Consider the following 13099-nt stretch of genomic DNA (forward strand, 5'->3'; position numbering starts at 1 on the left):
TTAGGCATGCGAGGAGCCTGACACCGAGGGGCAAAGGGTAGGGCCATGTTGCGAATTGTACGCGCGTTCTGGCACGATCAGAGGGGTATAGCGCTGATACTCGTCAGCGTCATGTTGCCGGTGATCATCGGCTTTTCGCTCTTAGCTATCGACATGAGCCGGGTAAACAACCTGCACAACGACTTGCAGAAGGCGGCGGACGCGTTCGCGCTTGCCGGCGCTGCAGAGCTGGATGGCAGCAGCGGCTCCTGGATCCGGGCCGAGCGCGCTATGGCGACGCTGGTTAGCAACGACAGCTATTTTTCGACGGTTGGGATAAATGGCAAGCTTACTCTGACCTCCGGCCAACCAGGCGGCACTGCCAATTGCAACGCCGCCGGGAACATTTCCTGGTGCTTTCTCAAGGGAATACCGGCGTCCGACAGCACCCAGATAACGGCGGCGAACCTAACGACCTATGTGGCCGATGCGAACGTTGGGACCGGGGAAGCGCAAACGCGCTTCATTCAAGTGACGGTCACGCCGATCGGTTTCGCGGCAATCTTCCCGGCTTCGTTCCTCACCGGCAACGCCGCCAACAATGGCTTCAACGTCAGCGCGGTCTCCGTTGCAGGCTTCGTCTCCGGCGTCTGCGATTTCACTCCGGTCTTCATCTGCAACCCGTATGAAATGAATGCCAACGGAACGAACAGCGCTGGTGGATACACGCTGCAGCAGGCTGTTTCCGACCCGGTCGTTCACCGTCGGCTGATCGAACTGAGAAAGGTCGGAAACGGCGCCGCTGCCGGTCCGGGCAACTTCGGCTTCCTTGAGCCTCCCCCCGGCGTGGGAAATGGAGCCCAGGCCCTCGCCGAGACGATCGCAACCTCGAAGCCGATTGGCTGCTACGAATCCGGCCATGTATCAACCAAGACGGGACAGAACGCGGGACCTGTGCAAGATGCTTTCAACGTCCGTTTCGGGATCAGGGCAACCGGCGGCGGCTTCAACAGCGCCCAATATGGGCCGGCCTCGAATGTCCGGAAGGGAGCCGTGCCTAGCAGCAAGGGCAACCAGTGCCCTCAGTATAACCAGTTGACCTTTAATGGTCCTGGCAACATGGGGCTGCCCAGAGATGCCACAACGCCGTACATGAATGGACGGATGGGCGATGGCAATTGGAACCTTTCGAGCTATTGGAGCACTAACTTTGGTTCCACCAGCCATCCGCCTTCCTGGGATGCAACCAAACCGACACGATATCAGGTCTATCAGTACGAAATTGCCAACAGTCTGGTTGGCCACGCCTCAACCGGGGGCGAAGTCGGCACACCAGCCAACGCGTGTCAGCCGCCCATCACCTCTGTGGATCGCCGCCTCCTTTATGGGGCCATCCTGAATTGCAACGCGCTCGAGGCAGCGGGCAACGACCTATCTGGGCACAGCATCAATCTGCCAGTCGAAGCCTTCGGCAGCTTCTTCCTTACGGAACCCGTAGCATCTGCTTCGGACGATGCTTCCGTCATGGTCGAACTGGTCGACGTCACCGGGGCCAACGGTCAAGGGACCCTCAACAATTTCCTGCGTGACGAAGCGCAGCTCTACCGGTGATGACGATGATCAGAACGTTGTTCCGGCGCCTGATCAAGTTTCGACGCGACACCCAAGGCGCGGTGTTGGTAGAAATGACCCTCATTACGCCTTTGATGTTGATCTTGTCAGCGGGTGTGTTCGAATTTGGCAACCTGATCCATGACAAGCTGCTGATGGAAGCCGGGCTGACCGACGCCGCTCGCTTCGGGGCGCGTTGTAACAGTCAGCTTTATACCCAATATGCTGGCTTCGGGGCCATCAATTGCGCCTCCGTGGCCGCCAATATAGCCGTGTTCGGTAATGCAGCTGGATCGGGAAATGCGCGCATCACCGGCTGGCAGAAATCTGGGGGAGCATCGAACAACGCGACGGTGACCATTGCCGCCGCCGCCTCCTGCCACGATGCTGTGCAAGCCGGTGTCACCCAGTACCGCTCCACCACGGCACAAGTCTGCATCGTCAGAGCGTCGGGCAACTACCCGTATACCGGCATCGGTATGCTGTCGATTATCGGCATCGGTCCAATCACCTTGAGCGGTGCGCATGAGGAGCGGTTGATCCGGTTCTGATCATGATTAGGATTTTCGCAACATCGGAGGACGGCGCGGCAATGGTCGAAATGACCATCGTGGCAACGCTGCTGTTCGCCCTTGTGCTGGGCTTCGTCGATTTCGGCAATGCCTTTTATCAATGGAACGCGGCGACGAAGGCGGTGCAGATCGGCGCCCGGCTCGCCTCGATCTCGGATCCAATCGCGCCTCAGATTGCCACAGCTGGAATTACGACGATGCCGGGCGCTCCGATACCGGCGGGCAATTTTGATTATACATGCAATGGCGCCACAAGCGCATGCACCTGCGCGGGTTCAGGATGTGTGGCTGGGACCTTTACTGCCGCGAATTTCAATCGAATTTTTCGCGGAGACGCGACTGGAGTAGGCGCTTGTCCGGCGCTTGCCGCTGGGCAGCGGCCGGGGATGTGTCATTTCTTTCCAAGGCTGCAGCCGGCCAACGTAGTTGTAAGATACACAGCCACCGGACTGGGCTATCAGACGCGCGCAGGCGGCCCAGTGCCTACCATCACAGTCAGCCTTCAGAACGTGACCTTCCAGTTCTTCTTCCTGCAGGGACTGATGGGATTCAACAATATCACCATGCCCTCCATGCTGAGTACTGTAACGGGTGAAGATTTAAAGAGTACGTACCCATGAACGCCATCGACACCAGAGTTCTCCCGACCAAGCGCAAGCAGGTGGCGCTGTTTTCCGGCGATCCAAATTTCAAGCGCGATGTCACCACGCGGCTCGACGCGCTGGCGATCTATGACGTCAAGGTCGCGGACGCGGCGGAGTTCCTGAAGGGGCCGCCGGTCGATAGCCGGCCCGGCATCATCGTCCTCGATCTCGGCAATGGCGAGCTGCTTGGCAATCCGGGGATCGTCGAGGCACGCGCGGCCTGGGCGTCGGTGCCGCTGATTGCGATTTCCGACGAGCTCACCTCCGAGCAGACGCGCGTGCTGGTGCGCATGAATGCGTCCGACTGGCTGCACAAGCCGCTCGACGCCAAGGAGCTGCTCAACGCCGTCACCTTCCACGACACGGGCAGCCAGGGCACCAAGAGCCGCATCATTACCTTCATTGCCGCGAGCGGCGGCGCGGGCGCCACCACGCTGGCGATCTCGGCCGCGGAGCACCTCGCCTCGAAATCGGCCGAGCGGGCGGCCGCGACCTGCCTCGTCGACCTCGATTTCCAGAGCGCCAATTGCGGCGCCTATCTCAACCAGTTCAACCAGTTCGACCTCTCCGGCATCATCGGCCAGCCGGACCGGCTCGACGTCGAGCTGATGGACGTCATCAAATTGTCGCGGCCATCCGGCCTCACGCTCTACTCCTTCGAGCGACCGCAGTTGCCATTCGAGCCGCAGGGATCGGACTTCGTCTTCCGGCTGCTCGACCTCGTCGCCTATCGCTTCGACGATATCGTCATCGACCTGCCCAATATCGAGACGCCGTGGCACGATTCGGTGCTGCGCACGAGCGACGAGATCTTCATCGTCTTCGAGCTCAACGTCGCTTCGCTCAGGCAAGGCAAGCGGCTCTACAAGAAGATCCGCGAATTGCGCGGCAATGGCGTCTCGATCACGCTGGTCGCCAACAAGCACAAGCGCAAATGGTTCGGCAACCACTTCTCGCGCAGCGAGCTGGAGAAGATCTTCAAGGCGCCGCACATCAAGTCGCTGGCGCTGGACAACGCGCTGTTGGCCGACGCGCTGAACCGCGCCATCCTGCCTTCCGAGGTGGACGGCCGCGCGCGCTTCAACAAGGACCTCAAACGCATGTTCAAGGAGCGGCTGGACAATGCCCAGCGCTAGGCGCTTCGCTGCGATGCATCTGGCCGGCGCGTGCCTCGCCGGGCTGGTGCTGGTGTCGGCCTGCGGTCTGGCGGAAGCCGGATCGGGCCTGCCGCCGCTTCCCGCGATGGGGCCAAGCCTGCGCAAGGCGGTCGCCTTCGAGACCGGCGAGCAGCCGGGCACCATCATCATTCGCAAAAACGAGAAGGCGCTGTATCTGGTGACCGCACAGGGGCATGCGCTGCGCTACCAGATCAGCGTCGGCCGCGACGGCTTCGGCTGGACCGGAACGGTCAAAATCGCTTCCAAGACCGAATGGCCGGAATGGCGCCCGCCCAAGGAGATGCGCGCGCGCCAGCCGGAACTGCCGGCGATGGTGCCGGCCGGTCCCTACAATCCGCTCGGCGCCCGGGCGCTCTATCTGTCGCGCGACGGGCGCGACACGCTCTATCGCATCCATGGCACCAACGATCCCAAGGGCGTCGGTTTCGACGGCACGTCCGGATGCTTCCGGCTGACGAACACCGATGTGATCGATCTCTTCAAACGCGTCGCGGTGGGCGCAAAGGTGGTGGTTGAATGACGATGATCAGCGAGCCGGACGCTCCGGCAATCGAACTCGGTCACCAGGAAGCCGCTCCGGGAAAACCCAGCCGGGCCAAGATGATCGGCGTCATCGCGGCCGGCGCGTTGCTCGTCACCGTCGTCAATGTGACGGCCGCGGTCTATCTCTATCGCGGCGTCAGCAACCTCAGGACGATGGAAGCGCGGCTGGAACAGCTCGGCCAGTTCGAGCAGCGCATCGGCGCCCGCATCGACACCGTCAACAATGGTTTCCAGAGCCGGTTCGAGACGCTGGACCGCCAGTTGCAGGCGAATTTCGGCCAGATCAACGGCAATATCGCCAAGTTGGAGCAAGGCCAGCCGGTCGCAGCCAGCGAGCCAGCGCCCGGCGCGACGCTGCCGGCCATGCTCGACAACACGACTGTGGCGGATGCGTCAGCGGCCGATGAAGGCGCTGGCGCCGGAGACGGGCAGCCTGCGTTCAAGCGCAAGGTCGCGCCTCCCGGCCCCAATCCGTCCTATCAGCGCATCCAGCAGCCCGACGGCAAGGTCTATTACAAGAAGATCAACTGAGCCTGCAGGCCCTCGCGGCCGACCGAACCAGCCGGTTACAAATCGCGCTGCAGCGCCAACATGCGGACCGCGCGGGCTTCGGCGCGCAGCCTTGCCTCGCGCAAAAAAGCGACGTGGCAATAGGCGCAGGCCGCAAGACCGAGGCACAGCACCAGGCAGTTCTGCAAACTTAGGTCGACCATCACCGAAAACTGAAGGCCATGAGGCGTGACGAAGGCGGCGATAGTGCTCGCCGTTTCCGCGTTGCTGCTCAGCGCCATCATGAACCCGGCGAAAATCATTGCAGCATGATTGGCGATGAAGAAACCGCCGGACCACTTTGAGCGGCTGGCCATCCAGCAGGCGCCTGCCGCAAAGACGACAATGGCCGTATCGAGCGCGATCGATCCGCCGAGATAGACATGCGCCTGCTGCCAGAACATGGTCGAGAACGGGCGCAGTTCGAGCCAGGCGTGCCACACTGCGGGGCTGGCGGGATAGAAGCCGAGCAGCAGCGCCGCCCCCCGCTCCGCTACCAGCAGAAGCAGCATCAGGGCAGGAAAGGCAAAAAGCAGGATCGGCTTGCGCATCATGTCATCCCCTCGACATCCGTTGAGCGATTCTAGGCCGCATTGGTTGCGCGACGCTTAACGCAACGCCTTGCTTTTCAAGGAATGTCGCTCATGTCTAATGTGTGATCCGGTCCAACGGTCGTGGGTGGCGCCGTGTCGGCAGGAGCTAACGGGCTCGAGCAGCATCATCGACAGCCGGCACGACCCGGCGAAGGTTCGCGCGTCAGCCCGGCGAATCCGCCCGGCCGCCCGCTGCTGGCGTCCGCCCTCGGCGGCCTCGGGCTGCTCGCAGGCATGGTGCTGATCGCCGAGGGCGGGCGCTGGCTGCCGTCCGACCCGGCTTCGATCGCGCCGTTCCAGGACGCCGGCGATCCTAAGCCGGCCTCGCCCACCCCGATGCATGACACGCAACTGGGCCAGCCGGCACGCAAGATCGCCGAGGACCTCATCGCGCCGCCGCCGCTCGACATATCCGGGATCGAGCGCATCGAGCCGCGTCCTCCGCTTAGCGAACTCGGGCTTGCGCCGGCGCCGAAGACGCCGATGCCGCAGGATTGGCGCCAGACGCTGCTCTTCCGTCCGGTCGCGACCTCCTCGGCGGTCTTCGAAGCCATGGGACGCACGGTCGCCATCAGCGGCACGGTCGACATAGGCCCCAACAGGACCTGCATGTTCGACGACATCGCCTGGCCCTGCGGTCAGCGGGCGCGGGCCGCCTTCAACGCCTGGCTGCGCGGCCGGGCGCTCAAATGCCTCCTGCCGCCGGATGCCGACCGTTTCGCCATCGCCGCGCCCTGCGTCCTCGGCAAGCAGGATGTCGGCGCCTGGCTGGTTTCCAACGGCTGGGCGATGGCGGCTCCCACAGGTGTTTACGGCAAGGCGGAAGTGGTGGCGAGAAACGCCCGGATGGGCATTTTCGGCCCGCCGCAATAGCGCCGCTGCCGCAAAGCCGGCGACCGGTTCCGTCCCGGACCTGCGTGAAAGCGGAATGGTCAGGGCGGTTCAGCCTTTCTAAAGCCTGGACTGGCCAGGCCGGGTCGTCAAATGCGCAAGCCGCCGGCTGCGGCAGCCTTGTGTGCCGGATCCAGCCTGCCATGGAGAAGATGTCGATTTTGCATCAAATTGTATGCTTCTCTGACACCGAAATCGTAACGGACCTCCTGTAAGCCATGCGTCGAACAGGAGATTGGCCCTTGACCACGAGAATACCGACCGCGCCGGTTCAAACGTGGAAGCACCTCATTTTGCTGGCCGTGCTTGGCACCGCCGCCTGCGTCGGCCTTTCGCTCGGCTTGAACTACCTGCTGCTTTTCAGCGACAGCCTCACACCCTTTGGCCGCGGGGCCGTTACGGCAATCATCGTGCCAATAGTCATCGGTCTGCCGCTGTTTGCCCTCGTCGGCTGGCAACAGATCGAGATTCGCCGCTACCGGCAGGAACTCACCCGCTCCGGCACCTATGACCAGCTGACCGGCTGCCTGAACGGCAAGGTGTTCACCTCGATGGTCGACAGGAGGGCGCAGAGGCCGGCCGGTCCGCGCTCGGGCGCTTTTCTGGTCATCCATCCGGAACATCTGGCATCGATCAACCTGCGCTTCGGTCTCGAATGGGGCGACGAGGCCTTGCGGCTGATCGCATCGGCGATCCGAGCAGCGGTGCGCCAGGACGATCTGATCGGCCGGATCGGAACCTCGATGTTCGGCGTCTTCCTGCCGGGCGCGAGCGAAGACGATGCCAAGGACGTCGGCGAGCGCATTCGCGGCACGGTGGGCGAGATCTATTTCGCGCCGAAAGGCGACAAGGACGTGCTTGCGATCAAAGTCGGCGGCGTCATTTTCGAGCGGGAGCTGGATTTCGAGGACATGTTCCGCTTCGCGGAGGAAGGCATGGCCGAGGCCCCGGACGAAGCCGGCCTGCGGCTGTCGCATGTCACCAACTGAGCCGGCGCGATCGCCGGAAGGGCTCATGTCGATGTTTCGGAAAACTGGTGCTGCGAGAGAGGATTGAACTCTCGACCTCTCCCTTACCAAGGGAGTGCTCTACCACTGAGCTACCGCAGCCTGCGATGGCGGCGCTTCTGCCATATCGAACCGGCAAGCGCAAGGCCAAGAAAAACCCAAAGCGTCGCATCTGTTTCTGGCCGACGATTAAGCGGGTTTGAGGCGGCATGCGCGGATGATCCACAGCGCGACACCGGCTCTCGCCCGCTTTCATGACATGGCGGCGCGAAAATGCTAGCCATGCGGAATCGCGGCCGGCGAGAGCGGGTCAGGATCGGACGATGAACGACAAGGCAAATCCACCGAAAAAAGGCGACGGCGCGCGCAAGGACCGGCTGGCCGAAGCGCTACGCGCCAATCTGCAGAAGCGCAAGGCGCAGACGCGGTCGCGGCGCGCCGGGGACGCCGACAAACAGCGCGCCCGCGACGCTGACAAGCAGCGCGCCCGCGACGCGGATCAAAGGTCCGAAGGGTTGCCGGCTGCTGGAAAAATGCACAAGGACTGACCAAATCAGCCATACTGCCCGGCCAGGATCGGTCCGGCTTCAAGAAATCCTATTTCTTGAACCAAGCCGGCCAATGGTCTAAGCCGGGCACACTCAACCGATTGAAGCGGCCTGTTCGGGCCGAGGGGACATTTTCTCATGGATCGCATCAGAATTGTCGGCGGCAACGCGCTGGCCGGCACCATTCCGATCTCGGGCGCCAAGAACGCGGCATTGCCGCTGATGATTGCCTCGCTGCTCACCGACGACACGCTGACGCTCGAAAACGTGCCGCATCTGGCCGATGTCGAGCAGTTGATCCGCATCCTCGGCAATCACGGCGTCGACTATTCCGTCAACGGCCGACGCGAAAAGCAGCAGGAAGGCTATTCGCGCACGATCAATTTTTCGGCCCGCAACATCGTCGACACCACCGCGCCTTACGAGCTGGTGTCGAGGATGCGCGCTTCCTTCTGGGTGATCGGGCCCTTGCTTGCCCGCATGGGCGAAGCCAAGGTGTCGCTGCCCGGCGGCTGCGCCATCGGCACGCGCCCGGTCGACCTGTTCCTCGAGGGCCTGCAGGTTCTGGGCGCGGAACTCGACGTCGACAATGGCTATGTCATCGCCAAGGCCAAGAACGGCCGCCTCATCGGCAATCGCTACGTCTTCCCGAAGGTCTCGGTCGGGGCCACCCACGTGCTGATGATGGCGGCCTCGCTCGCCAAGGGCGAGACGGTGCTGGAGAACGCCGCCTGCGAGCCGGAAATCGTCAATCTCGCCGAATGCCTGATCGCCATGGGCGCCAAGATCCACGGCGCCGGCACCTCGACCATCACCATCCACGGCGTCGAGGCGCTGTCGGGGGCTCGCGTGCGCGTCATTCCCGACCGCATCGAGACCGGCACCTATGCCATGGCGGTGGCCATGACAGGCGGCGACGTGATGCTCGCCGGCGCCCGCCCAGACCTGTTGCAGACCGCGCTCGACGTGCTTGTCGAGACCGGCGCCGAGATCACGCCGACCAATGAGGGCATCCGCGTCAAGCGCAATGGCTCGGGCATCGCACCGGTCGACGTGACCACCGCCCCCTTCCCCGCCTTCCCGACCGACCTGCAGGCGCAGTTCATGGGCCTCATGACCATGGCCAAGGGCAAGTCGCGCATCACCGAAACGATCTTCGAGAACCGCTTCATGCATGTGCAGGAGCTCGCGCGCCTCGGCGCCCACATCACGCTTTCCGGCCAGACGGCGATCGTCGACGGCGTCACCAAGCTCAAGGGCGCTCCCGTGATGGCGACCGACCTGCGCGCCTCGGTGTCGCTTGTCATCGCCGGCCTTGCGGCCGAAGGCGAGACCACGGTCAACCGCGTCTATCACCTTGATCGCGGCTTCGAGAGGCTGGAAGAGAAGCTCTCCGGCTGCGGCGCGGTGATTGAGCGCATTTCGGGCTGATACGCACGAAACAGGTGCCCGAGACAAAAGAAACCTCTCGCGTGTTGGGGCCGCCAATTTTCGAATCGGCGCCGCCCCTCATCTGCCTGCCGGCATCTTCTCCCCGTGAACGGGAAGAAGCGCTGTCCGCAGTCTTGGCGCCCTTCCTGAAACGTTCGCGATTGGCGAAGTCGCCGGCGGAAAAGCACCCTTCTTCCCGCCACTATGCGAGGACAAGTGCCCGGCAGGGCGATGAGGGGCAGCGCAGAGCTGACGTGATTGCCTTTTGCTGCGTCCGTGTCGAGGTTGCACGGACTGGAAAGACCGCCTAACAGAAGGCTGAAACCAACCTTAGGTGCGCATTCCGCATGGCAGCTCTCAAGCTCATCGCGCTCGACGACCAGGATCTGAGCATCATTTCGGCGCACGTCCAGGACGCCGTGATGAAGGTCTCCGATCTAGAATATCTGCCGGCGGTCAAGCGTTTCGTGATGACGATGAACCGCTTCGTCTGGGAGGCGAAATCGGGCCTGTTCCGCCAGCACAACGAACGCCGGCAGAGCGTTCTGCATTTCGACCGCGTGCTCGGCGCCAAGACCAGCGGCATTTCGCGCGACAAGCCGGCCGAGGTGCTGTCGCTGCTGGCGGTCAGCTTCATCGCCATCAGCAAGCCGGCCGGCATTGTCGAACTGGTGTTTTCGGGCGGCGGCACCATCATGCTCGACGTCGAATGCGTCGAGGCGCGGCTTGCCGATGTCGGCGGCTCCTGGGAAGCCACCTCGCGACCCGTGCACAGAGGCTAAAGACGCAATGGCGATTACGCTCCGACAGCAGGACGCCGATTTCGAACAGCGTTTTTCGGCCTTTCTCACCACCAAGCGGGAAGTGTCGGCCGATGTCGACGACGTGGTTCGCGATATCATCGCGCGCGTGCGCGCTGAGGGCGACAAGGCGCTCATCGACTACACGCTGAAGTTCGACAAAGCCGACCTCGGCAAGCTCGGTATCGCCGTGTCGAAGGACGACATCGCCAAGGCCTATGAAGCGGCTGATCCGGCGACCGTCGAGGCGCTGAAATTCGCGCGCGACCGTATCCGTTCGCATCATGAGCGGCAGAAGCCGAAGGACGACCGCTATACGGACGCCGCCGGCGTCGAGCTTGGCTCGCGCTGGACGGCGATCGAAGCCGTCGGCCTTTACGTTCCGGGCGGCACGGCGAGCTACCCGAGTTCGGTGCTGATGAACGCCGTGCCGGCCACGGTCGCCGGCGTCGAGCGCATCGTCATCGTCGTGCCGGCCTCGGGCGGCGTCATCAATCCGCTGGTGCTGGTGGCGGCCGAGCTTGCCGGCGTTTCGGAGATCTACCGGGTCGGCGGAGCGCAGGCCGTTGCAGCACTCGCCTATGGCACCGAGACGATCAGGCCGGTCGCCAAGATCGCCGGACCGGGCAATGCCTATGTCGCGGCGGCCAAGCGCCAAGTGTTCGGCACAGTCGGCATCGACATGATTGCCGGGCCGTCGGAAGTGCTGGTGGTGGCCGACGCAGACAACGATCCGGACTGGATCGCAGCCGACCTTTTGGCGCAGGCCGAGCATGATGTTTCGGCCCAGTCGATCCTGATCACCGACGACGCAGAGTTCGGCAAGGCGGTCGAGCAGGCGGTCGAACGCCAGCTGAAAGTCCTGCCGCGCGGCGAGACGGCCGGGGCGAGCTGGCGCGATTTCGGCGCCGTCATCCTGGTGCCGACACTCGAGGCCTCGCTGCCGCTGGTCAACAGGATCGCCGCAGAGCATGTCGAACTCGCCTTCGACGACGCCGAGGCATTCCTTTCCAGGATGCGCAACGCAGGCGCCGTCTTTATCGGCCGCCACACCCCGGAAGTGATCGGCGACTATGTCGGCGGCTCCAACCACGTTTTGCCGACGGCGCGCTCGGCGCGCTTCTCGTCGGGACTGTCGGTGCTCGATTTCGTCAAGCGCAGCTCCATCCTGAAGCTCGGCCCGGAGCAGCTCAAGGCGCTGGCGCCCGCCGCGATCGCGCTCGCCAAAGCCGAGGGGCTCGATGCCCATGCCCGCTCCGTCGCGATCAGGCTGAACATGTAGCGATGTCCGGCCATCACCAAACCCGCGATAGGCTGATCGACGTCGAGCTCGACGAATCGATTGGACGTTCGACGCCCGACGTCGAGCACGAGCGGGCCGTGGCGATCTTCGACCTCATCGAAGAGAACAGCTTTCGGCCGGTCAATGATGACGGCGCGGGTCCTTACAAGCTCAAGCTTTCGCTGGCCGAGTCGCGCCTGGTCTTTGCCGTCAGCCGCGAGAACGGCGCCGACGTCGTCACCCACATCCTGTCGCTGACGCCGCTGAGGCGCATTGTCAAGGATTATTACCTAATCTGCGAAAGCTATTACGAGGCCATCCGCTCCTCGACGCCGAGCCATATCGAGGCGATCGACATGGGCCGGCGCGGCCTGCACAATGAAGGCTCGCAGACGCTGATGGACCGGCTTGCCGGCAAGATCGAGATCGACTTCGACACGGCGCGCCGGCTGTTCACGCTGGTGTGCGTGCTGCACTGGCGGGGCTAGATCAGGATGATGTTTCGTTGAAACACCATCCTGATACAGTGCTTTATTGGAGCATGATCTTTTCCAAAAACCGGTTCCCACTTTTTGGGATCATGCTCTAGTGGCCGCCCTGCCCCACTCGATCCTGTTTTTGTGCGGCATGAACGCCGTGCGCTCGCCGATCGCGGAACAACTGGCGCGCCGCATGCTTCCCGCCACCACCTTCGTCGCTTCAGCCGGTGTGCGCGCGGGCGAGCGCGACCCGTTCGTCGATGCAGTGCTCGCCGAAGAAGGCCTGTCGCTTGGCGAGCGCCAACCCAGGACGCTGGAGGATATGGAGGACGATTATTTCGACCTGATCATCACACTGGCGCCGGAGGCGCATCATGCGGCGCTCGAGCTCACTCGCTCGCTCGCCGTCGAGGTCGAATACTGGCCGATGCCCGACCCGACCGACACAGGCGGCACCCGAGAACACATCATGGCCGCCTATCGCGATGTGCGCGAGCGGCTGAAAGCGCGCATAAGCCGACGTTTTGCGGCACCGGGGGCGGAAAGCGCCCCGGATTAAGCTTGTTCACAAGCGGATGATTATCATATAGGTTCCGCGCAAATTCCGGTTGGAGTCGGATGATTTCAGGTCTGTTCGACCTGAAATCATCCGACCCCAGATCAAGAGTAGAGCATGATGCCGTCCGAAAACCGCTTCACACTTTTCGGCGTCAGGCTCTAGGCGCCGGAACCGCAATCCAAGCAAAGGTATCGAATGCCGAAGGAAGAAGTCCTCGAGTTTCCAGGTGTGGTCACCGAACTGCTGCCCAATGCGATGTTCCGCGTGAAGCTCGAAAACGAACACGAAATTATCGCCCACACGGCCGGCCGCATGCGCAAGAACCGCATTCGCGTGCTGACCGGCGACAAGGTCCTGGTCGAGATGACGCCTTACGACCTGACCAAGGGCCGCATCACCTACCGTTTCAAGTAACAGTCCGGCGCGCACCGAG

Annotated in this window: 16 protein-coding genes and 1 tRNA gene; 15 read left to right on the plus strand and 2 right to left on the minus strand. The window is 63.0% G+C overall.

The window, feature by feature from the left end; translation table 11 throughout:
- The first annotated feature begins 45 nt into the window (after positions 1-45).
- The 6 genes from LB528_RS18600 to LB528_RS18625 are packed head-to-tail and all read left to right on the plus strand — an operon-like array spanning position 46 to position 5058.
- The gene (locus LB528_RS18600) at positions 46-1590 is read left to right on the plus strand and encodes a TadE/TadG family type IV pilus assembly protein (RefSeq protein WP_224715865.1); all 1545 of its coding nucleotides are present in this window, start codon (positions 46-48) and stop codon (positions 1588-1590) included.
- Positions 1591-1595: 5 nt separating this feature from the next.
- Positions 1596-2141, plus strand: a complete 546-nt coding sequence (locus LB528_RS18605; protein ID WP_224715866.1) for a TadE/TadG family type IV pilus assembly protein — start codon at positions 1596-1598, stop codon at positions 2139-2141.
- Between the two features lie 2 nt (positions 2142-2143).
- Entirely contained in the window at positions 2144-2782 is a 639-nt protein-coding gene (locus LB528_RS18610) for a TadE/TadG family type IV pilus assembly protein (protein WP_411962208.1), read from the plus strand.
- Positions 2779-3942 carry a CpaE family protein gene (locus LB528_RS18615; RefSeq protein ID WP_224715868.1) on the plus strand — a complete coding sequence of 388 codons (1164 nt, stop codon included), beginning with the start codon at positions 2779-2781 and terminating at the stop codon, positions 3940-3942. The genes LB528_RS18610 and LB528_RS18615 overlap by 4 nt, the downstream gene beginning before the upstream one ends.
- Positions 3929-4504: a L,D-transpeptidase gene (locus LB528_RS18620; protein WP_224715869.1), complete on the plus strand. Its 576-nt coding sequence runs from the start codon at positions 3929-3931 to the stop codon at positions 4502-4504. Before LB528_RS18615 ends, LB528_RS18620 begins: the two co-directional genes overlap by 14 nt.
- The gene (locus LB528_RS18625; RefSeq protein WP_224715870.1) at positions 4501-5058 is read left to right on the plus strand and encodes a hypothetical protein; all 558 of its coding nucleotides are present in this window, start codon (positions 4501-4503) and stop codon (positions 5056-5058) included. Before LB528_RS18620 ends, LB528_RS18625 begins: the two co-directional genes overlap by 4 nt.
- A 35-nt stretch (positions 5059-5093) precedes the next feature.
- On the opposite strand, the gene LB528_RS18630 is transcribed toward LB528_RS18625, so the two are convergent.
- Complete coding sequence (locus tag LB528_RS18630; protein WP_224715871.1) at positions 5094-5630, minus strand: hypothetical protein; 537 nt, start codon at positions 5628-5630, stop codon at positions 5094-5096.
- Positions 5631-5762: 132 nt separating this feature from the next.
- On the opposite strand from LB528_RS18630, the gene LB528_RS18635 reads away from it, so the two are divergent.
- Both LB528_RS18635 and LB528_RS18640 read left to right on the plus strand, forming a co-directional pair.
- Complete coding sequence (locus tag LB528_RS18635) at positions 5763-6542, plus strand: thermonuclease family protein (protein ID WP_224715872.1); 780 nt, start codon at positions 5763-5765, stop codon at positions 6540-6542.
- A 260-nt stretch (positions 6543-6802) separates the two neighbouring features.
- Positions 6803-7549 carry a GGDEF domain-containing protein gene (locus tag LB528_RS18640; protein WP_224715873.1) on the plus strand — a complete coding sequence of 249 codons (747 nt, stop codon included), beginning with the start codon at positions 6803-6805 and terminating at the stop codon, positions 7547-7549.
- Positions 7550-7594: 45 nt separating this feature from the next.
- Here LB528_RS18640 and LB528_RS18645 read toward each other — a convergent pair.
- Positions 7595-7669: transfer RNA gene (locus LB528_RS18645), tRNA-Thr, on the minus strand.
- A gap of 221 nt (positions 7670-7890) precedes the next feature.
- On the opposite strand from LB528_RS18645, the gene LB528_RS18650 reads away from it, so the two are divergent.
- The 7 genes from LB528_RS18650 to infA all read left to right on the plus strand — a co-directional run bounded on the left by LB528_RS18650 (position 7891) and on the right by infA (position 13080).
- Positions 7891-8115 (plus strand): hypothetical protein, encoded by a 225-nt coding sequence (locus tag LB528_RS18650; RefSeq protein ID WP_224517728.1) that lies wholly within the window; start codon positions 7891-7893, stop codon positions 8113-8115.
- A 138-nt stretch (positions 8116-8253) separates the two neighbouring features.
- A complete protein-coding gene (gene murA / locus LB528_RS18655) occupies positions 8254-9546 on the plus strand; it encodes a UDP-N-acetylglucosamine 1-carboxyvinyltransferase (RefSeq protein WP_224715874.1) in 1293 nt (430 codons plus the stop codon).
- A 347-nt stretch (positions 9547-9893) separates the two neighbouring features.
- Positions 9894-10328: a DUF2948 family protein gene (locus LB528_RS18660; protein WP_224715875.1), complete on the plus strand. Its 435-nt coding sequence runs from the start codon at positions 9894-9896 to the stop codon at positions 10326-10328.
- A 7-nt stretch (positions 10329-10335) separates the two neighbouring features.
- The gene (gene hisD / locus LB528_RS18665; RefSeq protein WP_224715876.1) at positions 10336-11628 is read left to right on the plus strand and encodes a histidinol dehydrogenase; all 1293 of its coding nucleotides are present in this window, start codon (positions 10336-10338) and stop codon (positions 11626-11628) included.
- 2 nt (positions 11629-11630) lie between these two features.
- On the plus strand, positions 11631-12116 hold the full coding sequence (locus LB528_RS18670; RefSeq protein WP_224517736.1) for a UPF0262 family protein: 486 nt from the start codon (positions 11631-11633) through the stop codon (positions 12114-12116).
- Positions 12117-12216: 100 nt separating this feature from the next.
- Positions 12217-12666: a low molecular weight phosphatase family protein gene (locus tag LB528_RS18675; RefSeq protein WP_224517739.1), complete on the plus strand. Its 450-nt coding sequence runs from the start codon at positions 12217-12219 to the stop codon at positions 12664-12666.
- 195 nt (positions 12667-12861) lie between these two features.
- Positions 12862-13080: a translation initiation factor IF-1 gene (gene infA, locus LB528_RS18680; RefSeq protein ID WP_006200926.1), complete on the plus strand. Its 219-nt coding sequence runs from the start codon at positions 12862-12864 to the stop codon at positions 13078-13080.
- The last annotated feature ends 19 nt before the right edge of the window (positions 13081-13099 follow it).

It is taken from the genome of Mesorhizobium sp. CA4, from assembly GCF_020165075.1.
Lineage (GTDB): Bacteria > Pseudomonadota > Alphaproteobacteria > Rhizobiales > Rhizobiaceae > Mesorhizobium.